Below are 26,094 nucleotides of genomic sequence, written 5' to 3' on the forward strand. Positions count from 1 at the left end.
GACCCGGCACACCAGACTGACCCGGCACCGACTGAGACGGAACACCCGACGGACCGGCAGTGCCCGGCGAACCAGCCGAACCCGGAACCCCGGCGTCGCCGCCACCATTCGGCTGACCGGATCCCGGCTGTCCCGGTCCCGGCGACTGTCCCGGTCCGGGGGCCGGACTGCCAGGCGAACCCGGCACCGCGCCCGGTCGCGGCCGCTGCTGATCGGGCCGGTTGGACCACGGCGTCATCGGTACCGGCGGCGCCTCGGCATCCTCGCCGGTTTCTATCTGTGGCTCTACCTCTGTTGGCGGCATCGCTTACTCACTCATCACATCCCGCTGCCGAGTACTCGTTTCACCCGCACGTCATTCGTGCTCGGGATGGTCAGTTCGACGCATTCTCCGGTCGTCTCATCGGTGGTGACGAGCCGCGTGTCGCTGACCGCGATGCCGACCTGGGTCGGCGCGTTGTTTCGAAAATTCCAGAACACCAGATCGCCCGCCGAGACTGCGATGGGATCCACTCGCTGGCCGCACGCGGCTTGTGCGGCAATGGTGTTCGGCAACACGACTACCGACGCTTCGCCGAGTTGTCCACATGCCCGCCGCGCCGGAACGCTCGGTTGACCCGCGCCGTCTCCAACCGACGGCTGCGCCACCGCCGCCTCGGTAGTCGCGCATCGACCCGTTATCTGCGCGGCCGATGCCTGGTAGATCACAGATCTGGTGAACTCCGTGGCGCCGGCTCGGCTACCGGAGCCGTTGCCGGCACCGTTCGCCGTCAGCTGTGCCAGAGCGAGCCGACGCGCACACTCCACACCGATGCCCCCGTTGACGTACAGCAAGGCAGGATCCTGGCGTGGCGCGTACTTCATCGCCGTGGCGCAGGCACGATCCCAATCGGAGGCGCGGGTGTCGTCCGGTGCGATGGTCAGCTCGGCGTACGGATTCGTGGTGGGAGTGGAGGTCGTTCCACCCGCCGGTGCGCTCTTCGCGGTCGGTCGCGCCGCTGTCGTCGCGCGGCTGGGGGTCACTGTCTGCGAGGGGTCGGGCCCCACCGCACTGTCGCACTGATAGTGCAGGTCGGAGGCGATCGCCGACGTCGACCCGCCGATGACCACCACCAGAACCATCATCAACACGAGCACGACGCCCACGCCCCCCATCACCACCCATACCCAGAGCGGCATAAGTACGAGCGTCAGAAGACGACCGATCATCGTGTGCCTCTCTCTGCTATCTGCCCCACTGTCCTGCCCTTATCGAGGGCTGATCAGCGGCCGCGCGGGTTTCTGAGGGGATTCAGGATCCTGTCCGGGATGTCGGGCAGCGCATTTGCCGCGGGGTCCGGCTGCGCGAGCGAGACAGCACCGGTGATATTCCGGCCCGCCTGCCATTGGTCGGTCTGGGCGGCTCTGTCGATTTCGGAACGCAGTCTTCTGATCCGATCGAAGTCCTGTGGATTTTCGGCTACCCAGTTGGTGGCCGCCTGGATCCGCAGCGCATGCTCGTTGGCGATCCACTGCCTCAACCGGTCCGCCTCGTTCTGCGAGATGTCCCGGCCATTGATCTGTAGCCGTGCGGTGCCAGCGTCTCTGATCGGCCCCGAGGCATGGCCTTGCAATGCCTCGATCCATTCCCTTGTCGGATTGTCGATGTAATCCCTGCCGAGCTGGGCCAGCTCGTCCGAAATCCGCACACCGCCCTGGTAGTCACCTCGGTACCGATCGACGCTGGCCTCCAACCCGTGGAACCTGGCCATCATCATTCTCGGATTCGTATGGAAGTCCCGCTCGAAGTGTTTGTGCGCCGCGACGACCCGGCCGAGGTGTTTCGATGCGAGCGGCTCGTCGTCCGCGTGCCGGATGATATCCGCGCGCGCGATAGTCGCCCGTTGTCCTCGGGTCCAACCGATACCGGCCATCCGGAGGGCGTACTGCACGCCGCCCATCATGCCTGTCATATGCGCGACATTCTCCGCGGCGTAGGCGGCAGACCTTTCACTATTCCGGTGCGACCCGGACCTGGTTATACCCTCCCGGGCATAATCGGCAGCAGCCACACGATCGAAGGCAGAGCCGTGCGTGGCCGCCCTCAGGTCGCGAGTCCTCAGGCCCCTCGCTTTGTTCCTCTTGTCGAGATGGTCTACCCGGGAGAAAGGATTGAGGGGATTCAGGCGGCCACCGACCATCCACGCCGTGACCGGCGAACTGTTGATGGTGCTGATCGCACCGAGCATGGCGAGCGGGGTCATCGAGTTGGCCGCGCCGGAGTTCCCCATGCCCAAACCCATACCCAATGGGGCGCCGCCACCGGCAGCCTGCGCCATTCCGGGGTTCTGGATCGCCGCGCCGATGCGGTGGGTCACCCAGTCGTTGGCCTCGTCGATATTCCTGCTCAGACGCCGCACCTGGACGATGGCGACGACCTCGACGCCGGCCCCGATCACGAACACCACCATGATCTGACCGTTCGCCGCTCGGAACAGGCTGCCCAGCAACAGCTCGTAGACCCCGAGGGCGATGACGAAAAAGGCCATTTTCGCGCCGGCGATGAAGCCGTGAACCACACAACGCACGGCGAAAGTCTGCGTCGGACCGTAGACGTAGCCACCGGCGGCGAACCCGAAGATCGACGCGAACCCGTAGTAGATGAGGTCGAGTGCTGCCCACATGATCTTGAAGGACAGGTACGCGGCGAAGCCCAGGAGAATGAGCGCGCACAGCAACAGCAGCAGTCCGGCTCCGATCTGTCCGACGCTCGGATCCCCCATCGCGGCATACGCGGCGCTGTCGCCGCACGACTTCATCCCGTTGCGCACCCGGTCTTCGCTGCCTGCCGCCATGCCGGCGGACCACGCCGCCCGGCAAGACGGGTTGTTGTCCACCACGTGCCCGGTATTCCAGACCTGCAACCCGAGCCGGATGATATTGGTCGCCATGGTCGCTTGCAGCGTGCGGACCAACTGGTCTGGATTAGGATTGTTGTCCCCGTTCAGACCCGCCGCGACCGAAAGCCCGACGTTACGACCTTGCACCAGCACACCGTGATCGGACAACGCCTCGGCAAGCGGGTTGGCCAGGAAGAACACGCCCGCGATCGCAAAGGCGATCATCGTCACGACCTGTACAGCGGCCTTCGCGTATAAGGCGCGAACGACGAAGTAGCCCACGAAGAAAGCGCCGATCGCGAGCGCCGTCGACGCCAGCAGCGGCGTCGCGATCTGCGTGGTCAGATTGCGGGCCATCGCTTGCAACGGCGCGCTGATCAGACTCAGCCACTGGAAGTCCAGCGCCTTGCCGGGCAGCCAGACCCCGGTGATCGTCAGCAGCTGCCATACCGCGAACAGCGGCATGAGGATGATCCACAGCGCGAAATTACCGATGTTCAGCACTCCGCCGCGATCGACCACCAACATGTAGCTCGACACGTTGACGCCATAAGAGTCTTTGACATCCATCCAGTTGGTCGCACTGTTGGGTGCGGTCCCTGGGGGGGTGACCGTGCCCGTCTGCGCGATGGACACCGCGTGAATGAGGCCAGGGAAGACGAACAGCACCAAGAGTACGATCACGATCCACGTGGTGCGACGGCGACGGCGGGAAGCATTGATCCAAGCCCGGAAACGCCGGAACACCATCTGCGGTCGCCAACGGTCCGCGTCCCAGAACTGCGGTTCCCAAGGCATCCCGAAGGACGATTGATCTGTGCGAATCCTGGCGGCGAGCAGCGATCTCATCAGCGCACCGACCGCTCCGGTAGCGCCGAACGCATGCCATTGACGCTGGTCGGGGTGCTCGTGATCGCCGCGGCCCGGTCCGGACGCGCCGGACCGAGCACCTTGCCGCGACCGATGCGGTTCAACGCGTCACGCATGAACATCTCGCCGCGACGCTCCTCGGGGATCTGACGACCGGGTCCGACGGGTGGCGAGGTCTCTTCCCGCAAGATCTGCAGAAGGAAGGGCGCTTCCTCCAGATCGACGCCCAGCCACTCCAAGCTGTTGCGCGCCAGCGTCTCGTCGCGCTGCCGGAAGACGAACCGGTTCGGGATCAGGTTGTGCGCCGCGCCTTGGAAGTCGGTGGCCGGATCGTGCGAGGCGAGCCCGATCGCGGCAAGATGCTTGCGGCCGTCGCGGCTGAAGTCCGAGGTGACCGCCGAGCCGACCTGGGTCTGCGTGAAGTGGTGCGCCTCGTCGCCGACCAGCAGGCCGAACCTGCCGTTGTCGGAGAGGAACGCCTCCCGCGCCGCCACGCCGACCAGTTCGTACAGCGCCGTGCCGAGCCGTTTCGTCAGCGGCAACCGGTTGTACAAGTGCGGCGTGGTGAGTTCCTCGGCGCTCGGCAGTTGCAGGTTGTGACTGCGGACGACGGTTGCGGCGGCATCGAGACGCAGCGGTCGCAGTTTGGGGTCGAACAGCACCGGAACCCGCTCCACCACAGTGCCCAGCCGCGCCGCGAGATCGGCGTACTCCTCGCCCCGCTCGGGATGCTCCCGCAACCGGCGAACGACGTGGTACAGATCGAGCAGGCTCTTGATCTTGTGCTCGGCCATGCCTCTCGGGGACAGCAGATTGCTCACCGCCGCGCCCGCGCCGGAAGTCGGCGACAGATCCAGCAGCGGAAGAATCGAATCCAGCGCACGTTCGCCCGCGATGCGCGGGTTGAACAACCGCAGCGGATCCAGCGACACCGTGGGATTGGCCAGGTCGATGATGACCGCGTCATCGATCGACCGCGCGAAGTGCTCCCACTCGCCGACCTGACTGCGGTCGATGGCGAGGAACTGGCCGCCCATGTCGTGCACAAGCACGGCCATCAGCTTGAGGAAATACGACTTGCCCGAACCGAGTTCGCCGGTCACCGCGAACGAGGCGGACAGGTCGTGCAGCGCGGCCTCCATGATGCCGAAGTGGATCGGCTCGAAATGGCCCGACAGCAGGTTGACCCCGATCACCGGCCCGCTGTCGTCACCGATCTGACTGGTGGTGAACGGCACGAAACCAGCCCACATGTCCGAGGGGACGATATGGGCGAAGTCGTCGAAGGCACGGCGCGGCGGGCTGCCGGGAATCAGCATCGACCACAGGTCGACCTGCGCGCCGACCGGAGCGGTCATGTCGACCTGGAACCGCTTGTAGCGCCGCTTGAGCGTGTTGACCGCGTCCATCGTGGCGTCCCGCGTCGGTCCGCCGATGGCGATCACCGTCGTGAACGAGACCTCCGATTCCCCGCCGTTGACCTCGAAGTGCTGGTTGTACTCGCCGAGCATGCGCGCTTTCGAGGCCAACGTGTTCTGTGCGAACGAGACCTCCTGGTCCCGCTGATCCATCTGCTCGCCGAGTCTGCGCAAACTGAGTTCATTGTTCTTCAACACCTGTTCGGCGGGCTTGGTCGAGATGCGCATGCCCCAGTCGACGGTGACATCGCCGAGACCCTCCAGCACGTTGAGGAACTCGCTGCCACCGGGAAACGTCATGCCCGCGTACGGGAAGGAGTGCGGAGTCAGCATCGCCTGGTAGGACGGGCGGTACTCGAAATCCGGCTGTACCACTTTGATCACGGGAATGAACGAGGGACGGATACGCCGATTGCTGTCGGCCTGTGCCCCCTCGTCGAGCGCGGCGGAGCGGAACACCGCCGCCGTCGCGTCGTCCAGCGCGCCCGCACGAGTGGGCGCCACCGGGTCCCCTGCCGCGCCGCGCGAGAGATAGTGCTCCCATAGCCATTGAAACAGGGCCGCGGGAACCGGAACCGGATCGAAGTCACCGCCGATCCTGGACAGGATCTCGTTCGCCTTCTCGTCGTACTCGTCCAAGTCGGCGCGGGCGATCGCGGTCGCATCGATCGTGGGGGTGCTGCCACGCCACAGGCGCGACAGCGCGGACATGCTCGAGTTGCTGGCCCCGACCGGGATCGACAACAGGAAGATTCGGGTCTGCGGCATGATCGCGTGCACGCGTTCGTAGGAGGCCACCACCTCGTCGGCGTAGTCCTCGCACTCGTCCAGGTCGACACCCTCCACCATCTTGGTGAGCACATCGATCGTGTTCAGGCGCGCCTGGATGCCGAGCAGCAGCGACCCGCTCGGCAGATTGGTGACCAGCGCGTGATGCGCCATCTTCACGTCGTACTTGTCACCGGCCTTGCGCAAGCCGTAACCGAGCGGATTGATGAAGTAGGTCGCGGTGACCAGACCCGAATGGGTGAACTGGAGATTCCCGCGAATCGCCGCGGTGGGCTGTAGATCTCGTCCGAGTGCCATCAGGGGCTTCCTCCGGAGGCTGTGCCGTTGCTGTCGCCGTTGTCGTTGCCGTTCAATCGCCGCCACAGGTCGGTGGCCTTACCGCCTCCACTCACCACCTCGAGCAGGCGGATGCCGGATTTCGGCTGAGCGGCCACCGCCGTGCCAGGGCGGTCGGGCAGCAGGAGGACCACGGTCTCCTCGATGAACATGGTGTGGCGCACCGAGTCACTGGTGATCGGCATGCCCGAGGCCGACACCGGCTTGCGATAGACGATGAGCCTGCCGAGCCAGAAAGCGCGTGAAAGCATCCGCACGCCCGTGTACGGCACCAGCCCGAGCACGAAGACCGCCAAAATGGTGACTGCCAGACCCGTGATGAAAGTGACGGCCGGGTTCAGCGGCAACGTCATGGCGCCCACCGAAGTCACCGACATCATCGCCACCGCAGCGGCGACCTGCGGCAGGGTGTAGGGGCCGAACGGCAGCTTCTGCCCGTTCTGCGCCTTGCCGATCATCGTGGGGACACGTTTGATCGGCGTGAACACCTTGATCACTTGGGTCATCGATAACCACCGATGGGGTGATCAGGGACGATGAGGTTGGCGTCCGTTCGCGCGTAGTTGATGGTCGTAGGCAGAATCCAGATCACCACCCCGGCCATCAACCCCGAGCCGAAGACGACGATGATCCGCGCCGGTGACAGCCTGGATTTCGCCGCCTCGGAAATCACCACACCGATCGTGACGATGGCGATGATGATCATTCCGCCCCATCGGACAAAGATCAGGATGCCATAGAGGATGTTGCTCAAGTTACCCATCGGGCTGCCTCTCGGATCAGTTCTGTGTCGCCGGCGGAATCGTCACCGACGTCGAGGGGGACGAGGTAGAGGTCGGCGGCGATCCGCCACGTGAGTCCTGGCCGACGACCACCGCCAGCGGACTGGCCAGGGCGGGAATCGGGTCTATGGACACCACCTGCCACTGGCCCGCGTTGCGCATCATCGTCAGCGGGTAGGCCAGTGTCGCGGTGGCACCGGTGTCGGCTTTGGGGTTCACCGTAGCCAGCACCTGGGCCTTCGCACCGCCGGAGCCACAGCTCGAGTCATCCGTGGTGAGCGAGGTGAGCTCGACGGCGGTGAAGGGAGGAGGCTTCAGCGCGGCCAGTCCGGCATCCGGTGTGGTGTAACGGGCCACGTCGCCGTTCCCGGCCAGCATGGCGCTCAGGAAACCCGCGGCGACCTGCCCGAGCGGCGTATCCGGTGCGCACGGCGCGCCATAGGCCAGTTTGAGGTCGACGCCCTTCGACGGAGCCTGGACCAGGGCGGGCGTCGACAGCGCACGCAGCCGCCCGTCGGACACCGACACCGCCACACGATAGAAATGCCGCTGATCCGAGGCGGCCGCGGCGCCGGCCTTCCCGACGCGGACCGACACGGTCACCGACCAGACCTCGAGCCCGCCCGCCGCGAGCGCACGCGAAACATAGACGACCGACGGATCGGACACCTGGCGCGCGGACGAAGGCAACGCGATCTGCTGATTGGAGCCGACGTATTCGCCGATCCGATCCTGCTGCCCGGCAACGGCGGTCAGGTAAGCGACGACGAACTGCTCGGCGTAAGAGCCCGCCAATTGCGCGTGCCCGACGATTGCCGTCGTCGAATCATCCGACGGCGCGGGCGGACCGGAATCGAAGACACTGAGAATCGCGTGGCCGCCGCCGAGTACGGCGAGTACGGCGAGCACCGCGACCACGATGTTGTCGCGACGGCGGCGGGCGGCCATCCGGCGAAGCAGTGCCTCACCCGAATCTGCCGGTCCCCGAACCACTGTCCTCACTCCCGAAATGGTAGAGAGCACAGGCGTTCTTAACCGGCCAGTAGTTCCCACTCATGGGAATCAATCGTCAGCAGGCGGGGTTGCTTTTCACCCTGCCCGCGAGCCAATGCCGCAATTGTTCGTCATAGCCGATCGGCGCGCTGCGCTGCCGCGGTTCCAGGACCTGCCGATGGGTTTCCAGCAACGGAACGTCGTCGGCGGCCCGGACCAGCTGAGCGATCGCCAGCTGTCTGCTGGAGTAGCCGGGATAGGGGTACAGCAGCAGCGAGGTGGGCGTGTAACCACCGCCGTAGTTGAGTACTCGCAACGTCACGCCGCAACTGTCGCCCGACCGCAGCCGATCACCGAGTTCCGCCAGCTTGGGACGATCATCCGGGTGGAAGACGTCGACGGGCCGGAAGAGGTAGTCCCACCGCACCCACGGCGCGGGGTCCGTCAGCCAGTGCGAGATGCTGGTGTGCTCCAGCTGCACCACGGCCAGATGCGTGCCCGCCCGGCGGTGCGCCTCACGCAGTCCGATGCGCTCCAAGGTGGGCCACGCCGCGGGCGCGTTCTCCGAGGTCACGTCCTCGATCAGCCACCACGCGCCGCGAGTGCGCTCGTCGTCGCGGGCCCGGATGGTGATCCGCCACTGGGCCGGGCGTCCGAATCCGTGCACGACGGTGGTGTCGAACTGCATCCGCTCACCGGGCTTGGGGTCATAGAGGAGATCGAGGACCTCCGCATGCCGATCGAAGCTCGAGACCCGGTGGAACAGTTCCGCGATCGACATCCTCGGGACGTACTGTTCGGCAGTGCTGCCGGACAGCCGCGTGATCCCGCTCGGCTGCTGGATCGTCTGACTGCTCAGGTCCCAGATGGCACCCACCGCGGGGCGCGGCGCGGCGACCCGCTCGGATGCCGGGCCCAGCCACAGTCGCACGGCGTGCACGTCGCCGGCCGGGCCGAAGATCGGGCGGATGAGCAGCTGGTGCCGTCCCGCCCGCGTCTGAATGGCCAAGTCGACATCCTGCGCCTGGTCGTGCGCGGTATGAATCGCCTCCGTCAGGCCCGCGGTCGTCAGCTTGTCGTACAACGCGGGCGTTTTGGACAGCGTCCGCTGCAACACCCGCTGCCAGCTCGCGAACTCACGCGGTGCATCCCCCACCGAGGCCACGGACATGCCGTCCGGCGCCAACGTCTCGATCGTCACCCAAGGAATCACTGCGCCACTTCGCTTCGCACTTGCCCGACCAGCCGTTCCTCCGAGTCCGCCTCAACCCGGATGAGACATCTTGTGACTCAGGCAATGTACCGTTATTTAGCGGCTCAATCAACCTGCGAGAGAACCGCCTGTACTCATGAAGTCTCCGTCATATTCCTGGGACACGCGCAGGCATGTTCATTTTGTTCACGTTACGTTCGGTCGAGCCACCCCCGTACCGGCGCGCAGCGCGACGGCACATCCGCCGCAAACCGGCGCACAAGATCAACGGCGGCCGCAATCCGCGGCCGGTAGCATTACCGTGGCTAATTTGGCTCCCAACCGGAACCTTTTCTCGCTCAGGGCTTGTGCCGTAGCGCGAAAGATCAGGCGTTCCTTCCAGCCAGCGCCAGCACACCTGCGCCCAGGACCGTCGCGATATCCCCGAGCTGCGAAGGAATCACGCGCAATCCAGGCAGAAAGCTCAGCCTGGCATGCGTGGCGACGGCCTCGCCCAGCGGTTTCCACAACACGGGTCCGGCTCCGGCGAGTGAGCCGCTGAGCACAACGAGATCGATGTCGAGCAAGGCCGCCACCGAGGCGATCGCCCGGCCGAGCGCCGTGCCCGCCCGGCCGAGCGCCGCGGCCGGGATGTCCTCGCCCACGCGGGCCGCCTCCAGCAGCTCCGGCACCGATGTGCCGGCCCAGCCCTGCTCCCGCGCCCAGCGCACCACGGCCAGCCCGCCGGCGACCGCCTCCAGGCATCCACGGCCGCCACAGGAGCACCGATCGTCGAACCCGGGGACCAGGACATGACCCACGTGGCCCGCGTTGCCGGTGCGCCCCACCAAGCTGAAGCCGCCTACCACGACCCCGCCGGTGATGCGATCGGAGACGCCGATCGCCAGACTGTCCATCACTCCGCTCGTCGCGCCGAAACCTCGCTCCGCCAGCGCCAGGCACACGCCGTCCAGCGCGAGCGGAACCTGCGCTTCCGGGAACAGCTTCCGCACGGCTCCGACGATGCCGAAACCCGCTCGCCACTCCGGAACATCGGCGGGAGCGATCACGCCGGCCGCCATATCGATCGGCCCGGCCGAAGCGATGCCGAGGGCGGTGACCTGGTCACCGCCCGCGACCTCGAGCAACAATTCCTGGCATCGGTCCCAGGCGCCCGTCGCCGGGATCGGGATCCTCCGGATGTCGTCGGTGTCGACATCGTCGGCCACCCTGGTCGCCGCGAATCCCGACGACCCGATCTCCAATGCCAGCACTGTCATGAGTTACACACCACCGAAGGACTCGACACGGAAAACTGCACGCAGCATAGTCACAGACCGTCGGTGCCGGTCGGTTTGAGGGGTTGCCCGAGCACGATGTGCCGACGGGGCGCGGGAAGAGTGGAGACCGTGCGCAGCGGACGCGGTCCGGTACGGATGATCCGCATGGGGCGCTTGTGGTCGATCGGCGCGGCGCGGTGCCGGTCCAGGTTCTCGATGACGCCGCCGGAGTTGTCATAGGCGACGCCGGCCCAGATCATCGCGCGGGGACCGTCACCGCGGGAGGTCAGCGCCTGCGCCAGTTGTTGGCACTGCACGAGCAGGGGGCAACTCTGGCAGGTGCGCACCGCTGCTCGCCAGGCATCCGGATTCCCGGTGTCCATGTCCCAGTTGTCGGGGACGTCGGCGCACGGGGGCCGCTGGTTCGACTTTGCCGGAATCGACGAGACCTTTGCTGACGCAATGGATCCCGTGTCCATCGGAAGGGTTCGCGTAATGCTCATAGCCATCTCCGGGGATGCCGAGCACACACCTCTTACAGGTGCGTGGCCCATGGATCGGACGGTCATCAGGGCTGCTCAACAGTCCCCGGAAGCCAGCCGCGATAAGCTGGTCTACGCACGGTAGCCCACTGTTGCCCAGCACACAACCTCTTGTGCCGCTATGTAACGGCTCGTTGACCTTGAAGCAACACCCAGCTACCGTCTTTAACGGCACGTTATGAAACGGACCGTTTTCCACGGGGGCCCGACTATGGTTTCCTTTTAAACATGGCTGCAGACTCTGAATTCACGATCGACGAACTGGCACGGGCAGCCGACACCACCGTGCGCAGCGTCCGCGTGTACCACGAGCGAGGGCTCCTGCCCTCGCCGGAGGTGCGTGGGCGGATCGGGTATTACGGGTCGGACCACCTCAACCGGCTGCAAACGATCAGCCGCCTGCTGGGGCGTGGCATGAAGCTGAACGGGATCAGGGAGCTGCTCGAGGCCTGGGACCGCGGCGACGGACTCGCCGATGTCCTCGGCGTGAAGAACGCGAACGCAGCCGAACCGGATCCGGAAGCCACCACCGAGCCACAGGACAGCTACGCCGAGTTGCCGGACTACGCGAAGCAGGCGCTGGCCTCCAGCGAAGACCCGCTCGAGGCCTACCGGGTCACCAATCCGCGGTGCTGCGATCTGGCCACCCGGCTCGCCGACACCGGGCTGCCGATGCAGGACACGTTCCAGTTGGTCGAGCGCCTGCGCGCGGACTGCGATCGCATCGCCGACCGCTTCGCCACCGAGCTGTTCTACCGCCTCGCCGGGCAGACCTACGAAGAATCCGCACGGACTCCGCGCGATCGCACCAAGCTGGAGACCGATCTGGCGATCGCCCGGTTGATCGTCACCCGCGCCACCTCGGAGCTGATCGACCAGGCGTTCGCCCGGCACTCCGAGCTGCCGTCGCCCACGGTGGCCTCCACCCCGCAGCTGCAAGCGGAGCAGTGACGGCACGGCCGCGAACCGACCGTTCTCTTATTTCCATCCGGCACTGTTCAATACTTAGGTAGACAAATCCGTTCGGCCCTTTCGAGCGGTGCGCCGACGGCGCCGGCGGGAAAATCCGTCGCGCTCGCCTTCGGGCATCGAACAGGGACCCCGCGAACCAGTGAATCGTGCAGTGCCGAAGAGTTGCCATGAGGTGCCCGGCGACGGCTTCCCGGAACCGGAGCGGTGCACCCCGCTCCCGTGACGGCGCGAGCGTCCGCGCCGCCGCACACACGAAACCTGATGACATACGTAGGTATACCGATCCGTTGACGGAAGACGGCGGACCGATGCGAGCACCGCTTACGTCGAACAAAATTCGATCGCGAAAGAGCCCCCCGAACGTTGGTCGGGGTGACAGGATTTGAACCTGCGACCCTCCGCTCCCAAAGCGGATGCGCTACCAAGCTGCGCTACACCCCGTAGCCCTCGTGGGCGGCCGGGGCGGGCCGCCGACGAGGATGAACATTCCGTGGAGCGGGTGACGGGAATCGAACCCGCACCATCAGCTTGGAAGGCTGAGGTTCTACCATTGAACTACACCCGCAGGCATACGACACCGATGGGATCGCCACGATGTCGTGTGCGATCCGACTGTACCGAACCCGGCTTCCGAAACGCCAATCAGCCCCCCGCGCAGCGCGATCTCGCAGGTTGCCCGCCGGAGCGCTCCGGGGTTGCCGCGCCCAGTCTCGCACGACCGGTCCGCCGGAGCCCGGCGGCGCGCGCACACGAAATTTTAAAGGCTGTTTTTCATTGAAACTCTGGCGTGTCGGATTCCGGTGGGCGAAACTCGAATGACACACCTGTCACCCCAGGAACTTCGCTCGAGGGAATTCCGATGAGGACCGCACGACTCGCCGTCACGGCCGACGCGCTCGGCGTGTCACCGAGCCACGGCCACCGGCCCGGGAGGGGGTCGAAGCGGTGCGCGCCGGGAGCAGGCCCGTCACACGGGCCCCCGGCCGATCGCGCCCCGGCTGCGCCTCCGGAGGCGCAGGCGCGCCCTCGACGCGGCCGGGCGCTCATCGCCCACCCGGGCGAGCCGGGCTCCGACATGATGCCCGCGAGCGGTGGCCCACCGGGGCCGCCGCCCCGCGGGCGAACCGCGAGCAGGCGCCCGCCACTGGAACGCTCGGCACCATCATCCGGAACTCGACAGGGAAGGCGAGGACCTCGCGTGCGAGAACAGATTCTCGTGAAGCGGGCGGCACCGGGACGGTCCGGACCGCCCCCGCGGCCCGCGCACCACTCCCCGCACACTTCGTACCGCGTGTCGCCAGCGCGTCGCGCCGCGATTTTGCAGCGAACCGGAATCGGGTGTAACACCAACGCGACGGGAACGATCACATACCCGGTCGCCATTCACCGAGCATCGAGAACACGTTGCAAATCGCCACTTTTCGATGCCGAGTGGCTTGCTAGGATCCTTTTTGCCGGACGGGGGTATCTGGAAAGGGGGCGGTGAGCGTGCGCCGAACCAGGTGGACACAACCGCGTAGCAGTGGGAACGATCAGGGTGGCGCCGGCACCTGTGTGCTCACAGGGCATCCGGGTACCGACGTCGCTCACACCGGGTGAGTCCGATGTCGGCCGATATCGAGCCCCCGGTAGCCGCCATGGCCCGTGCCTGGGCCCGTGCGGTCTGCGCCGAGCCCGGGTCGGGCGCGGTGCCCCAGCAGTTGGAACCCGTGCTGATCGAGATCGTCGAGCGCCTGCTCACGCTGGCCAGGTCGGAGCCGTTCCCAGTACTGGAAGCGCGCATGCTCGGGGCCCGGCTCGCCGAGGCGCCCTTCGACCGGATCCGGATGCTGGCGCAGGCGACGCGCTGGCTGCTCGGTTTCCCGTCCGGCGCGCCCGGTTCGCTGGTGGCCACCCGCTGGCCGTTCATCGCCAGTCAGGCCATCGACAGTTACGCCCAGGCGCTGCAGGAGCGCGCCTTGGCGCAACAGGAGCAGAACCTGTCGGCCAAGGTGTCGTTGCGGGTGCAGGAGATCGCCGCGTTGCAGCACCGGCTGCGCCATGAGGCCACCCACGACGCGCTCACCGACCTGGCCAATCGGACGCTGCTGCAGGACAAGGTCCGCCTGATGGCCACCGACCCGACTCGCGGCGTCGGGCTGCTGCTGATCGACTTGGACCGGTTCAAGCAGATCAACGACGGATATGGCCATGCGATCGGCGACGAGGTGCTGGTCGAGTTGGCCGGCCGGCTGCGCGAAGCCTGTCCGCCGGACACGGTGATCTGCCGGTACGGCGGCGACGAGTTCGTGCTCGCGACCAATCCGCACCACAACAACCTCGGTGATCTCGCGCACCGGATCGTCGCCGCACTGCGTGACCCGGTCTGGTCGTCGGCGGGGCCGGTACCCGTGTCGGCCAGCGTCGGGACCGCCTACAACCCGCCGGGCAGCCCGCTGGATTTCACCGATCTGCTCCGCCGCGCCGACCGGGCGATGTACTCGGCGAAGACGGCCGGTGGCCGCCGCTTCGCCCTCGCGGACGAGCCGCACATCGACACCGCCGTCGCGGGCTGACCGGGCCGCACGGCGGCGGTCCGGTCAGCCCGGTTGGCAGCTGGGGCACCAGAACAGATTTCTGGCCTGCATCACCTGGTGGGCGATCGGCGTTCCGCACAGCCGGCAGGGGGCGCCCTGGCGGCGGTAGACGTAGGTGCGCGGACGATCCGGCGCGTAGGAGGGCTCGCCGTGATCGTGTTCGGGACGCACCACGACCATCTTCCCGACGCGCACGCCCACCCGCATCAGCGCGACCAGATCAGCCCACATGTCGGCCCATTCGCCCACGGACAGCTCCGTGCCGGGGCGACGCGGCGAGATCCGATGGCGGAACAGCAGTTCCGCCCGATAGACGTTACCGACCCCGGCGAGCACCTGCTGGTCCATCAGCAGCGCACCGATCGGCCTGCGAGAACGATGGATTCGCGACCATGCCCGGTCCGGGTCCGCGCCGCGCCGCAGTGGGTCCGGGCCCAGCCGGTCGGTGAGCGCGGCGACCTCCGGCGGCAGCAGAATCTCGCACGCTGCGGGTCCGCGCAGGTCGGTGCCGAAGCCCGGCTGTCCGTCCGGTCCGCCGACCATGCGCATCCGCACCTGCCCGACCGGCTCACCCATCGGCAGCCCGGACTCGGTGAACGTGCCGTACAAGCCCAGATGCACGTGCACGACCAAGCCCGATTCGTAGTGATGCAACAGGTGTTTGCCCCACGCCTCGGATTTCGTCAGCATCTGCCCGTCCACCCGGGCCGCTCCCACGGCGAACTTCCCCTGTGGGCTCGACACGCGCACCACACCGCCCGCGAGCCGACGCTGATGCAGCCGCGCGAGACGGTGCAGTGTATGTCCTTCCGGCACAGCCGGTTACGACCTCCGTGCGCTCAGTACGCGGGAACCGGCGGGGCGATACCGGTCTTCTCGTACTCCGCCAGGATGTCGATGCGCCGCTGGTGGCGCTCCTCGCCCGACCACGGGGTGGACAGGAACGCGTCCACGATGGCCAGCGCCTCCTCGGTCGAGTGCATGCGGCCACCGATGCCGATCAGCTGCGCGTTGTTGTGCTGGCGGGCCAGCTTCGCGGTCTCCACGCTCCAGGCCAGCGCGCACCGGGCGCCGCGCACCTTGTTGGCGGCGATCTGCTCGCCGTTGCCGCTGCCGCCGAACACCAGGCCGAGGCTGCCGGGGTCGGCGACCGTCCGGCGGGCCGCCTCGATGCAGAAGGCGGGGTAGTCGTCGAGCGCGTCGTACTCGAGCGCGCCGCAGTCGACGACCTCGTGGCCCGCCTGCTCGAGATGGGCCTTGACGTGATTCTTCAGTTCGAAACCGGCATGGTCGGCACCCAGGTAAACGCGCATGGCTGGCATTGTGTCAGGCGTCCGCGACGCGGCGGCAACAGGGCACGCCCCGCGATTGACACCGCGGTGGGTACGCGCGAATCGACTGATACGACAGCTGTGTTCGCGGCCACCGGCCCCGGTGACACGGCCGACGCGCCAACCCCGTTCCCGGCAACTGAATAGAGTTCATCCCATGCAGCCGTTCGAACCCCAGCCGCCCGACCAGGCGGGCCGACAGGCCGACCCATACCCCCCGCAGGGCGGGTGGGTCTCGGCTCAGGACACGCTTGCCGCGTCCTACGGCCAGCAGTACACCTCGGGCTCACATCCGGCCGCTCCCCCGGCCGGGTATCCGGCGCCGTACGGTTCCTACCCCGGCCTCCCGGTGCCGCCCCCGGCGCCGCCGCAGCGGCAGCCCCGCGGCCTGTCTCCGTTCGGGATGCCCGCCCGGCACAGCTGGGAGATCCCGATGCTGGTGGTCGTGGTGGTGCTGACCGTGTTCGCGTACCTGATCGCGCTGGTGCTGCTCGCGACCGGCAACTTCGACCAGTACGTGCTGGCGTTCGCGGCCGCCCCCCTGCTGCTGTGGTTCGGCCGCGGCATCAACTACGCCGGTCAGCGGGTCAACGGCGTCAAGATGTCGCCGACGCAGTTCCCCGAGGGCTATCAGATGGTGGTGGACGCCGCCGCCCGCTTCGGCATGGCGAAGGTGCCCGACGCGTATGTCGTGCTCGGCAACGGCCAGATCAACGCGTTCGCCAGCGGCCACGGCTTCCGGCGCTACGTGGTGGTCTACAGCGATCTGTTCGAGATCGGCGGCGCCGCACGCGAACCCGACGCGCTGGCGTTCATCATCGGCCACGAGGTCGGACACATCGCGGCTGGGCACACGTCGTACTGGCGGCAACTGGGCATGTTCCTCGTTCCGTTCCTGCCGATCATCGGCAACAGCCTGATCCGCGCGCAGGAGTACACCGCGGACAACCACGGTTACTGCAACCGGCACACCGGGGCCTCCGCGGCCATGGGCACCCTGGCCGCGGGCAAGTACATGAACCGGCTGATCGGCTTCGACGAGATGGCCGATCGGGCGGCCGTCGAGAAGGGATTCTTCGTCTGGATGGTGAACGCCCTGTCCAGCCACCCGGTGCTCACCTGGCGGATGTGGGCGCTGCGCGATCGCAGCAGGCACGGGAAGCTGTTCCTGCGCCCGGCGCCGCCCGCGGGCGCGGGCATACCGGCGAGCTACGCGAGTTCCTACGGTCAGGTACCCGCGAGCCCGCCGAAGTCCGTGCTCTGACCGATGCGGGCGCCGCCAGGCGGCACCCGCGCACAAGCTCAGTCGAACGACGGATCTTCCGTCCGCGTGCGCTTCAGCTCGAAGAAGTGCGGGTAGGAAGCCAGCGCCACAGCGCCGTCCCACAGCTTGCCCGCCTCCTCGCCGCGCGGGATCCGGGACAGGACCGGACCGAAGAACGCGGTCCCGTTGATGTGGATGGTCGGGGTGCCGACATCCGGGCCCACCTTGTCCATCCCCTCGTGGTGGCTCTTGCGCAGCGCCTCGTCGTAGTCGGTGCTCTCCGCGGCCGCGGCCAGCTCGGCGGGCAGGCCGACCTCCGCGAGCGAGTCGGCGATCACCGCGGCGAGGCTTTCCTTGCGGCTGTCGCGTTCGTACTCGGCGCGGCGGTTGTGGATGCGCGTGCCCATCGCGGTGTAGAGCGGCAACAGCACCTTGTCGCCGTGCTCCTGCGCCGCGGCGATCGCGACGCGGACCGGGCCCCAGCCCGTGTCGAGCAGCTCCTGGTACTGCGGCGGCACATCTTTGCCCTCGTTCAGCACCGACAGGCTCATCACGTGGAACCGGGCGTCGATGTCGCGCACCTGCTCGACTTCGAGAATCCAGCGGGACGTGATCCAGCACCACGGGCACAGCGGGTCGAACCAGAAATCGGCGACGTCCTTGGTGACTTTCTCGGTCACGGGCGGCTTCCTCTCGATCGCATGCGGACGGACGGCGCGCACACTTCGCCGCCCTACCTCGACCAACCACGGCGGCTCCCGATTCGTTCCCACCCGGGGAGCCGTTTTCCGCCGGCCGCGCGCACGGCGGACAGTAGGGTTGATCGGCAGGAGCTTGGTTCCCTTCGGAGAAGGAGTCCGCAATGAGTCCTGACCAGCGTTTCGTCATCGTCGGCGGCGGACTGGGCGCGGCCAAACTCGCGGAAGCGTTGCGCGCCAAGGATTTCGACGGAAGCGTGACGCTGATCGGCGCCGAGGAGCAGCTGCCCTACGACCGGCCGCCGCTGTCGAAGGAGCATCTCGCCGGGAAGAAGGCGCTGCCGGAGTTCACCGTCGTTCCCGCGCAGTGGTACCGCGACCACCACGTCGAAGTCCGCCTCGGTACCACCGTCACCGGGCTCGACCCCGCGGCGAAGACGATCACCCTGCCCGACGATTCCACCCTGCCCTACGACAAGCTCGCGCTGGCCACCGGTTCGACGCCCCGGACCCTGCCGATCCCCGGCGCCGACGCGCCCAACGTGTACACGTTGCGGACCATCGAGGATTCCGACACCTTGATCGAGCTGTTCAGCAGCGCGACGCGCCGGATCGTCATCATCGGAGCGGGCTGGATCGGCTTGGAGGTCGCGGCGGTGGCGCGAGCGGCGGGCGTGGAGGTGACCATCGTGGAGCGCGCCGATCTGCCGCTGCTGGCGGTGCTCGGGCCGGAGATGGGCGAGGTGTTCGCCGACCTGCACCGGGCCAACGGCGTGGAGTTCCGGTTCGGCGCCCAGGTCGAGGCGATCACCACCGAGGAAGCCATCGCCACGGCGGTCGCCAACGGCGTCCGGCTCGCCGACGGCAGCACGATCGAGGCCGACGCCGTGCTGGTCGCCGTCGGCGCGCGCCCGAACGTGGAACTGGCCGCCGACGCCGGGCTCGCGGTGGACGACGGCGTGCTCGTCGACGAGCGGCTGGCCACCAGCGACCCGGACATCGTCGCGGTGGGCGACATCGCCGCGCAGCAGCATCCGGTCCTGCACCGCCGGATCCGGGTCGAGCATTGGGCGAACGCACTCAACCAACCCGCGGTCGCCGCCGCGACCATGCTCGGCCACGAGGCCACCTACGATCGGCTGCCCTACTTCTTCACCGACCAATACGACCTGGGCATGGAATACACGGGGTTCGCCGCGCCGGAAGAGTACGCCAGGGTCGTCGTCCGGGGTGACACGGCGAAGCGCGAGTTCGTGGCCTTCTGGCTGGACGCGGACAACCGCGTGCGCGCCGGGATGAACGTGAACGTATGGGACGTGACCGATCGGATCAAGGAACTGATCCTGGCGGGGGATCCGGTCGACCCGGACCGGCTGGCCGACACCACGGCGCAGTTGTGATGTGGATCACCGATTGCATGTGTCGAATCCGTAAGCTGGGCTCCGACCTCTTCACGAGCGCCACCGGAGCGCTCCACGCGACCGAACGCAGGAGAGGAAACGAATCGTGAGGTACATGCTGCTGAAGACCTACGGACCCACCGCGCACTGCGACACACCGATCAACGAATGGTCCCCGGAAGAAATCCAAGCGCACATAGACTTCCAGCGCGCGCTGGGTGCGCAGCTCGCCGAGGCGGGTGAGCTGGTGGACGCGCAGGGTTTGGCCGGGCCGGAAGAGGCGCGGATCGTCAGTTCGGACGGTCGATCGGCGCCGGTGGTCACCGACGGGCCGTTCCCGGAGACCAAAGAGTTCTTGGCCGGATACTGGATCGTCGACGTGGACAGTCCCGAACGGGCCTATGAGATCGCCGCGCAGGCCTCCGCCGCACCCGGGCCCGGCGGTGAACCGATCGGCGAGTACATCGAAGTGCGCGCGGTGATGGGCGCCCCTGCCACCGAGCAATGAGCGACCGGCGTGCGGTGCCCGACGACACACCGCTCCCGGCGAGCACCGAGGACCTGCTGCGCGCACTGGCGCCGCAGGTCCTCGGAACGCTCGTCCGCCGGTTCGGCGACTTCGACACCGCCGAGGACGCGCTGCAGGAAGCGCTGCTGGCGGCCGCTACCCAGTGGCCGCGGGAAGGCCTGCCGGACAATCCGCGGGCCTGGCTGGTCCAAGTCGCGCAGCGCCGCATGGCCGACGCCGTGCGCGCGGAGGTGGCCCGGCGGCGCAGGGAAACCACAGCCTTCGACCGCGAAGTGACCGACGCCGTCTCGGTGGACCACGACGACACGCTCACCATGCTGTTCCTGTGCTGTCATCCGGCGCTGTCGCCCGCCGCCGCCATCGCGCTGACGCTGCGGGCGGTGGGCGGACTCGGCACCGAACAGATCGCCCGCGCCTTCCTGCTGCCGGAAGCGACGATGGCGCAACGAATCACGCGGGCGAAGAAGAAGCTGGCCACGGTCGAGCGTCCCTTCGCACAGCCGGGTGACCGGCACTGGCGGGAACGGCTCGGCTCGGTCCTGCACGTGCTGTACCTGATCTTCAACGAGGGCCACACCAGCAGTTCCGGACCCGCGTTGCAGCGGACCGATCTGTCCGACGAGGCGATCCGGCTCACCAGGACCGTGCACCGGCTGCTGCCCGACGACTTCGAGGTCACCGGCCTGCTCGCGTTGATGCTGCTCACCGACGCCCGCCGCGCGGCACGCACCGGCGCGCACGGCGAACTCATCCCACTGGCCGAACAGCGTCGCGCGCTGTGGGATCGGGCGCTGATCACCGAAGGGACGACCCTCGTCACCGGCACGCTCGCGGGCGGATTGCGCGGCCCCTATCAGATCCAGGCGGCCATCGCGGTTCTGCACGCGCAGGCGCCGCGGGCCGAGGACACCGAGTGGACCAAGATCCTCGCACTGTACGAGCGGCTCGAACAGCTCTCGGACAATCCGATGGTGACGCTCAATCGGGCGGTGGCGACGGCGATGGTGTCGGGCCCCGAAGCCGGTCTCGCACTGACCGAGACGCTCGACGAGCGACTGCCGGGTACCCACCGGCTCGACGCCGTACGCGGACACCTGCACGAGATGGCCGGCGCGGTGGACGCGGCCGTCGGTTGCTACACCAGCGCCGCCGCCCGCACGACGAGCGTGCCCGAGCGCGACTATCTCACCATTCGCGCGGCACGGTTGCGCCAGGAAGCGAATGCGACTCTCGCGGGGTGAAGGTGACTTCCGATGCTCCCGCGACGCGCCGGGCAGTAGCGGGCGAGGACGCTCGTCGGTCGCGGCCGGGCAGACTACGCGGTGTGACAGGCAAACACAGTGCGGGAGTCCTTCTCTTCCGCCGGACCCCGGACCGCGCCGTCGAGATGTTGCTCGGGCATATGGGCGGTCCGTTCTGGGCGCGAAAAGACTTGGGCGCCTGGTCGATTCCGAAGGGCGAGTACGAGCCGGAGGCCGAGGACGCGCGGACCGCGGCGCGGCGCGAGTTCACCGAGGAACTCGGACTGCCGGTCCCGGACGGCGTGTGGCTGCCGCTGGGCGAGACGCGCTACAGCGGCGGCAAGAAGATTCTCACCGTCTGGGCCGTCGAAGGCGACCTCGACCCCGCCGCCGTGGTGCCGGGAACCTTCGAGCTCGAATGGCCCCCGCGCTCCGGCCGGTTCACGCAGTTCCCGGAGATCGATCGCGCGGAGTGGTTCGACGCGCCCACCGCGCGAGCGAAGCTGGTCGCCGGCCAGCGGCCCTGCGTGGACCGGCTGGCCGAGTTGCTCGCGGAATGACCGTCAGCGCGGCACGCCGGCCCAGGCGCGGCCGGTGATGAGTTCGTAGGCCTCGACGTACTTCTGGCGCGTCGCGTCGACGACATCCGCCGGGATCTCCGGGCCGGGCGCCTCCTTGTTCCAGCCCGTTGAGGTGGACCAGTCGCGGACGAACTGCTTGTCGAAAGAGCGCTGCGCGCGCCCGGGCTCCCACTCGTCGGCGGGCCAGAACCGCGACGAATCGGAGGTCAGCACTTCGTCGCCGAGGGTGAGCACATCGCCGTCCCAGCCGAATTCGACCTTGGTGTCGGCGACGATGACACCGCGTTCGGCGGCATGCGCGGCGCCCCGGGCGTAGATGTGCAGGGTCAGTTCGCGCAGTCGCTCCGCGATCTCGCGCCCCTCCTGGTTCACCACGTCCGCGAAGGTGATCGACTCGTCGTGCCCCTCGGACGCTTTGGTGGTCGGCGTGAAGATCGGCTCGGGCAGCTTGTCGCCCTCGCGCAGCCCGGGCGGCAGCTCGACACCGGACACCGAACCCGTCCGCCGGTATTCCACCAGCCCCGAACCGGTCAGGTAGCCGCGCGCGATGCACTCCACCTGGACCATCTTCAGCGGCTTGACCCGGATGCCGCGACCGGCGAACTCGGCGGGCACGTCGGTGGCGGAGACCACGTGGTTGGGCACGTCGGTGAAGTACTCGAACCACCAGTTCGACAGCTGGGTCAGCAGCGCACCCTTGTCCGGAATCGGCGTGGGCAGCACCACGTCGTAGACCGACACCCGGTCGGAGGCGACCAGCAGCAGCGTGTCGCCGTCCTCGTACAGGTCACGCACCTTCCCGGCGTGCACATGCTTCAACGTCGAGCCTCCGAATCCGTGCCGATGAACCGTGCTGTACCAGGCACAATACCGCCGGCCCCGAGCGCGGCCGTCGCGCCGTCCGCCGTCCCGGCACGCTGGGGCCGACGGACATCGGGGTTTCTCGGGAAAGTCCCGCGCGGCCCGCCGCACCGAAGTGGCATTGTGGGTGTCGCCCGTGCCAGTTCTTCGACCTCGAAGGAGCCTTATGTCCGCACCCAACCTCACTCGCGACCAGGCGATCGAACGCGCCGCGACGGTGTCGGTCGAGAACTACCGCGTCGAGCTGGACCTTACCGACGGTGCGGGCGCCCCGGGCGAGCAAACCTTCTTCTCCCGCAGCACCGTCACCTTCACCGCGACGCCAGGCGCGAGCACGTTCATCGACATCGTGGCGCGCGGCGTACGCTCCGCGGTGCTCAACGGCACCGCACTGGACGTCTCCGGCTACGACGAATCGACTGGGATCACGCTGACCGACTTGGCCGAGCGCAACGAGCTGGTGGTAGAGGCCGAGTGCGAGTACTCGCACACCGGCGAGGGCTTGCACCGGTTCGTCGACCCCACCGACGACGCCGTGTACCTGTACTCGCAGTTCGAGACGGCGGATGCCAAGCGGATGTTCGCCTGCTTCGACCAGCCCGACCTCAAAGCCACCTTCGATCTCGCGGTCACCGCACCGGAGGACTGGCAGGTGATCTCCAACGCCGCCGTAGTGCAGACCCTCGCGCCGGAGCCGGGCAAGCACGTCTTCCGCACCACCCCGCGGATGAGCACCTACCTGGTCGCGCTCATCGCGGGTCCCTACGCGCAGTGGACCGACGTCTACACCGACGACCACGGCGACATCCCCCTCGGCATCTACTGCCGCGCCTCGCTGTCGGACCACATGGACGCCGAGCGGCTGTTCACCGAGACCAAGCAGGGTTTCGGCTTCTACCACCGCAACTTCGGCGTCCCGTACGCGTTCGGCAAGTACGACCAGCTGTTCGTCCCGGAGTTCAACGCGGGCGCGATGGAGAACGCGGGCGCGGTGACCTTCCTGGAGGACTACGTCTTCCGGTCCAAGGTCACCCGGGCGTCCTACGAGCGCCGCGCCGAGACCGTGCTGCACGAGATGGCGCACATGTGGTTCGGCGACCTGGTCACCATGAAGTGGTGGGACGATTTGTGGCTGAACGAGTCGTTCGCCACCTTCGCCTCGGTACTGTGCCAGTCCGAGGCCACCGAATACGCCAACGCCTGGACCACGTTCGCGAACGTGGAGAAGTCCTGGGCCTACCGGCAGGACCAGCTGCCTTCCACGCACCCGATCGCCGCGGACATCCCCGACCTCGCCGCGGTCGAGGTGAACTTCGACGGCATCACCTACGCCAAGGGCGCCAGCGTCTTGAAGCAGCTGGTCGCCTACGTCGGCCTGGAACCGTTCCTGGCCGGTCTGCGCGCGTACTTCGCCGACCACGCCTACGGCAACGCCACCTTCGACGATCTGCTGTCGGCGCTGGAGAAGTCGTCCGGACGCGACCTGTCCACCTGGGGCGCGCAGTGGCTCAAGACCACCGGGCTGAACATCCTGCGCCCGGAGTTCGAAGTCGATGACGACGGGAAGTTCAGCTCGTTCGCGGTGGTGCAGGAGGGCGCGCAACCGGGCGCGGGCGAGCGGCGCGTGCACCGTCTGGCGATCGGCGTGTACGACGAGCGGGACGGAAAGCTGGTGCGCACCGAGCGGGTCGAGCTCGACCTCGAGGCCGCCGAGCGCACCGAGGTGCCCGCGCTGATCGGCGTGCCGCGCGGCCAGTTCGTCCTGGTCAACGACGACGACCTCACCTACTGCTCGATCCGTCTGGACCCCGATTCGCTCGATGTGCTGGTCAACCGCATCGCCGACATCGCGGAGCCGCTGCCGCGCACGCTGGCCTGGTCGGCGGCCTGGGAGATGACGCGGCAAGCCGAGTTCCGCGCCCGCGATTTCGTCGCGCTGGTCGAGCGGGGTGTCGGCGCGGAGAGCGAGATCGGCGTGGTGCAGCGGCTGCTGATGCAGGCCAATACCGCGCTGAGCAGTTACGCCGATCCGGAATGGGCCGCGACCACCGGCTGGCCGGAATTCGCCAATCGGCTGCTGGAGCTGGCGCGAGAGGCAGAGCCGGGTTCGGACCACCAGCTGGCCTTCGTCAACGCGCTGACCGGCGCGAAGTTGTCGGCCTGGCACACCGAGGTGCTCGGTGAACTGCTCGACGGCGACCCGGCCAAAGTCGGGCTGCCCGGCCTGGTGATCGATACCGACCTGCGATGGCGGATCGTCTCGGCCCTCGCCGCGGCGGGCGAATTGGACGCCGACGGCCTGGACACGCCGGTCATCGACCAGGAGCTGGCCAACGACCCCACGGCCGCGGGCAAGCGGCAGGCGGCCGCCGCGGCGACGGCGCGTCCGATCGCCGAGGTGAAGGAGCAGGCGTGGGCGACGGTGATGGGCGACGACACGGTGCCCAACATCACCGCTCGCTCGATCGTCGGCGGCTTCGCGCCCGCCGGTCAGGGTGAGTTGCTCTCTCCCTACGTGGAGCGGTACTTCGCGGAGGTTCCCGGCGTCTGGGAGCGGCGCTCCAGCGAGGTCGCCCAGACCGTGGTGGTCGGCCTCTACCCGCACTGGGCGATCAGCGAGGACGCGGTGGCCGTCGCCGACAAGTTCCTCGCCGGCGACCACCCTCCGGCGCTGCGCCGCCTGGTCAGCGAGGGCAAGGCGGGCATCGAACGCTCACTGCGCGCCCGCGCGTTCGACGCGCAGCCGTGAACGAAACCGGCGCGTCCGCCCGGTCGGGTGGACGCGCCGGTGCGGCGTTCGTTCTTACCTTCCGATGGCGGCGGCCATCACGCGGACCGCGGAGACCACGCCGTCGATCAGCTGGCCCTGCCGGAAAGAACTCAGCGCGGCGGTGACGCCGAGCTGGCAGACACGGTCGTTCGCGCGGTCGGCGACCGCGCGGCCCGAGCGCACCTCGATCGCCTTCTCGTTGGGTGAGACGGCGATGAGCACCGAGTGCGCCGCCTCGGGCGTGCCGGGGAAGATCGCGTCCGCACGCGCGGCCGGGTCCTCGCCCAGATCGCCGATGTAGACGTTGAAGCGCACCTTGGTCGCGCGGGTCGCCTCGGTGAGCACGTTGTCCATGGTCAGCCGCTCTTCATCGTTGAACGGCGCCTCCTTGAACACATCGCCCGCCTCGTGCACGCCGGAGACGCGTCCGCTACTGGTGATCGCGTATCCGTGCGGCAAATCGGCTTCGACCACCGCGGGCCACTTAGAACCTGCCACTTGCCCGTCCTCCGATCAGCTCCACCTCGGTGGACTCGATGGCCGCATGCACTCCATGCGGGGTTTCCGCGAAGTGGTGACCGGAGCCGATCACCTCTTCGGTGGCACTCCACAGCACCGGCTGCTGGGTCCACTTCTGACCGAGGGTGAAGTGGACCGGCTTCTCGCCAGGCAGTGGCTTACCGAGGAACGACAATCCGGCGATCACGCCGTAGATCACCAGCGGGATGCCGGCGAAGATCAGCACTGTCTCGAGAATGCTCACGGATCAAAGGTAGACGATCCTCTGTAG

Annotated in this window: 23 protein-coding genes and 2 tRNA genes; 8 read left to right on the forward strand and 17 right to left on the reverse strand. The window is 67.7% G+C overall.

Annotation, left to right across the window (positions count from 1 at the left end; translation table 11 throughout):
- Positions 1-318: 318 nt before the first annotated feature.
- The 9 genes from ACWEKR_RS07710 to ACWEKR_RS07750 form a co-directional block, all read right to left on the reverse strand.
- Positions 319-1,179, reverse strand: coding sequence for a hypothetical protein (locus ACWEKR_RS07710; RefSeq protein ID WP_452353813.1), 861 nt, complete (start codon positions 1,177-1,179; stop codon positions 319-321).
- A gap of 83 nt (positions 1,180-1,262) precedes the next feature.
- On the reverse strand, positions 1,263-3,728 hold the full coding sequence (locus tag ACWEKR_RS07715; protein ID WP_452353814.1) for a hypothetical protein: 2,466 nt from the start codon (positions 3,726-3,728) through the stop codon (positions 1,263-1,265).
- Positions 3,728-6,253, reverse strand: coding sequence for an ATP-binding protein (locus ACWEKR_RS07720; RefSeq protein WP_195092450.1), 2,526 nt, complete (start codon positions 6,251-6,253; stop codon positions 3,728-3,730). Before ACWEKR_RS07720 ends, ACWEKR_RS07715 begins: the two co-directional genes overlap by 1 nt.
- Entirely contained in the window at positions 6,253-6,798 is a 546-nt protein-coding gene (locus ACWEKR_RS07725) for a hypothetical protein (RefSeq protein ID WP_452353815.1), read from the reverse strand. Before ACWEKR_RS07725 ends, ACWEKR_RS07720 begins: the two co-directional genes overlap by 1 nt.
- Positions 6,795-7,055 carry a hypothetical protein gene (locus ACWEKR_RS07730; protein WP_039796594.1) on the reverse strand — a complete coding sequence of 87 codons (261 nt, stop codon included), beginning with the start codon at positions 7,053-7,055 and terminating at the stop codon, positions 6,795-6,797. The genes ACWEKR_RS07725 and ACWEKR_RS07730 overlap by 4 nt, the downstream gene beginning before the upstream one ends.
- 16 nt (positions 7,056-7,071) lie before the next feature.
- The gene (locus ACWEKR_RS07735) at positions 7,072-8,076 is read right to left on the reverse strand and encodes a conjugal transfer protein (protein WP_452353816.1); all 1,005 of its coding nucleotides are present in this window, start codon (positions 8,074-8,076) and stop codon (positions 7,072-7,074) included.
- A gap of 67 nt (positions 8,077-8,143) precedes the next feature.
- Positions 8,144-9,268, reverse strand: a complete 1,125-nt coding sequence (locus ACWEKR_RS07740) for a GAF domain-containing protein (RefSeq protein WP_195092446.1) — start codon at positions 9,266-9,268, stop codon at positions 8,144-8,146.
- Between the two features lie 377 nt (positions 9,269-9,645).
- Positions 9,646-10,539 carry an ROK family protein gene (locus ACWEKR_RS07745; protein ID WP_195092444.1) on the reverse strand — a complete coding sequence of 298 codons (894 nt, stop codon included), beginning with the start codon at positions 10,537-10,539 and terminating at the stop codon, positions 9,646-9,648.
- A gap of 50 nt (positions 10,540-10,589) precedes the next feature.
- Entirely contained in the window at positions 10,590-10,922 is a 333-nt protein-coding gene (locus tag ACWEKR_RS07750) for a hypothetical protein (protein ID WP_281875020.1), read from the reverse strand.
- Between the two features lie 387 nt (positions 10,923-11,309).
- Here ACWEKR_RS07750 and ACWEKR_RS07755 point away from each other — a divergent pair, with 387 nt between their 5' ends.
- Entirely contained in the window at positions 11,310-12,032 is a 723-nt protein-coding gene (locus ACWEKR_RS07755) for a MerR family transcriptional regulator (RefSeq protein WP_159842334.1), read from the forward strand.
- Between the two features lie 385 nt (positions 12,033-12,417).
- Here ACWEKR_RS07755 and ACWEKR_RS07760 read toward each other — a convergent pair.
- Together ACWEKR_RS07760 and ACWEKR_RS07765 are read right to left on the reverse strand one after the other, a co-directional pair.
- Positions 12,418-12,494, reverse strand: a tRNA-Pro gene (locus ACWEKR_RS07760).
- 50 nt (positions 12,495-12,544) lie between these two features.
- A tRNA-Gly gene (locus ACWEKR_RS07765) sits at positions 12,545-12,618 on the reverse strand.
- Positions 12,619-13,657: 1,039 nt separating this feature from the next.
- On the opposite strand from ACWEKR_RS07765, the gene ACWEKR_RS07770 reads away from it, so the two are divergent.
- Positions 13,658-14,608, forward strand: coding sequence for a diguanylate cyclase domain-containing protein (locus ACWEKR_RS07770; RefSeq protein WP_452353817.1), 951 nt, complete (start codon positions 13,658-13,660; stop codon positions 14,606-14,608).
- Positions 14,609-14,632: 24 nt separating this feature from the next.
- On the opposite strand, the gene ACWEKR_RS07775 is transcribed toward ACWEKR_RS07770, so the two are convergent.
- Together ACWEKR_RS07775 and ACWEKR_RS07780 are read right to left on the reverse strand one after the other, a co-directional pair.
- Entirely contained in the window at positions 14,633-15,445 is an 813-nt protein-coding gene (locus tag ACWEKR_RS07775) for an Fpg/Nei family DNA glycosylase (RefSeq protein WP_452353818.1), read from the reverse strand.
- A 23-nt stretch (positions 15,446-15,468) separates the two neighbouring features.
- Positions 15,469-15,942, reverse strand: coding sequence for a ribose-5-phosphate isomerase (locus ACWEKR_RS07780; RefSeq protein WP_452353819.1), 474 nt, complete (start codon positions 15,940-15,942; stop codon positions 15,469-15,471).
- Between the two features lie 175 nt (positions 15,943-16,117).
- Between ACWEKR_RS07780 and ACWEKR_RS07785 the strand changes: the two genes are divergently transcribed.
- Positions 16,118-17,224, forward strand: a complete 1,107-nt coding sequence (locus ACWEKR_RS07785) for a M48 family metallopeptidase (protein ID WP_452353820.1) — start codon at positions 16,118-16,120, stop codon at positions 17,222-17,224.
- Between the two features lie 38 nt (positions 17,225-17,262).
- On the opposite strand, the gene ACWEKR_RS07790 is transcribed toward ACWEKR_RS07785, so the two are convergent.
- Complete coding sequence (locus tag ACWEKR_RS07790) at positions 17,263-17,904, reverse strand: DsbA family protein (RefSeq protein ID WP_452353821.1); 642 nt, start codon at positions 17,902-17,904, stop codon at positions 17,263-17,265.
- A gap of 182 nt (positions 17,905-18,086) precedes the next feature.
- Here ACWEKR_RS07790 and ACWEKR_RS07795 point away from each other — a divergent pair, with 182 nt between their 5' ends.
- The 4 genes from ACWEKR_RS07795 to ACWEKR_RS07810 all read left to right on the forward strand — a co-directional run bounded on the left by ACWEKR_RS07795 (position 18,087) and on the right by ACWEKR_RS07810 (position 21,652).
- The gene (locus tag ACWEKR_RS07795) at positions 18,087-19,322 is read left to right on the forward strand and encodes an NAD(P)/FAD-dependent oxidoreductase (RefSeq protein WP_452353822.1); all 1,236 of its coding nucleotides are present in this window, start codon (positions 18,087-18,089) and stop codon (positions 19,320-19,322) included.
- Between the two features lie 106 nt (positions 19,323-19,428).
- The gene (locus ACWEKR_RS07800; RefSeq protein WP_452353823.1) at positions 19,429-19,830 is read left to right on the forward strand and encodes a YciI family protein; all 402 of its coding nucleotides are present in this window, start codon (positions 19,429-19,431) and stop codon (positions 19,828-19,830) included.
- A complete protein-coding gene (locus ACWEKR_RS07805; protein WP_452353824.1) occupies positions 19,827-21,092 on the forward strand; it encodes an RNA polymerase sigma factor in 1,266 nt (421 codons plus the stop codon). Before ACWEKR_RS07800 ends, ACWEKR_RS07805 begins: the two co-directional genes overlap by 4 nt.
- 83 nt (positions 21,093-21,175) lie before the next feature.
- Positions 21,176-21,652 (forward strand): NUDIX domain-containing protein, encoded by a 477-nt coding sequence (locus tag ACWEKR_RS07810; RefSeq protein WP_452353825.1) that lies wholly within the window; start codon positions 21,176-21,178, stop codon positions 21,650-21,652.
- A gap of 3 nt (positions 21,653-21,655) precedes the next feature.
- On the opposite strand, the gene ACWEKR_RS07815 is transcribed toward ACWEKR_RS07810, so the two are convergent.
- Complete coding sequence (locus tag ACWEKR_RS07815; RefSeq protein WP_452353826.1) at positions 21,656-22,492, reverse strand: phosphoribosylaminoimidazolesuccinocarboxamide synthase; 837 nt, start codon at positions 22,490-22,492, stop codon at positions 21,656-21,658.
- 208 nt (positions 22,493-22,700) lie between these two features.
- On the opposite strand from ACWEKR_RS07815, the gene pepN reads away from it, so the two are divergent.
- Entirely contained in the window at positions 22,701-25,283 is a 2,583-nt protein-coding gene (pepN, locus tag ACWEKR_RS07820) for an aminopeptidase N (protein ID WP_452353827.1), read from the forward strand.
- Between the two features lie 54 nt (positions 25,284-25,337).
- Here the strand turns inward: pepN and ACWEKR_RS07825 are convergent, their stop codons facing one another.
- Together ACWEKR_RS07825 and ctaJ are read right to left on the reverse strand one after the other, a co-directional pair.
- Positions 25,338-25,802: a DUF5130 domain-containing protein gene (locus tag ACWEKR_RS07825; RefSeq protein ID WP_452353828.1), complete on the reverse strand. Its 465-nt coding sequence runs from the start codon at positions 25,800-25,802 to the stop codon at positions 25,338-25,340.
- Complete coding sequence (gene ctaJ, locus ACWEKR_RS07830) at positions 25,789-26,067, reverse strand: aa3-type cytochrome oxidase subunit CtaJ (RefSeq protein WP_159842356.1); 279 nt, start codon at positions 26,065-26,067, stop codon at positions 25,789-25,791. The genes ACWEKR_RS07825 and ctaJ overlap by 14 nt, the downstream gene beginning before the upstream one ends.
- Between the last annotated feature and the right edge of the window lie 27 nt (positions 26,068-26,094).

This window comes from Nocardia sp. NPDC004573, assembly GCF_053602135.1.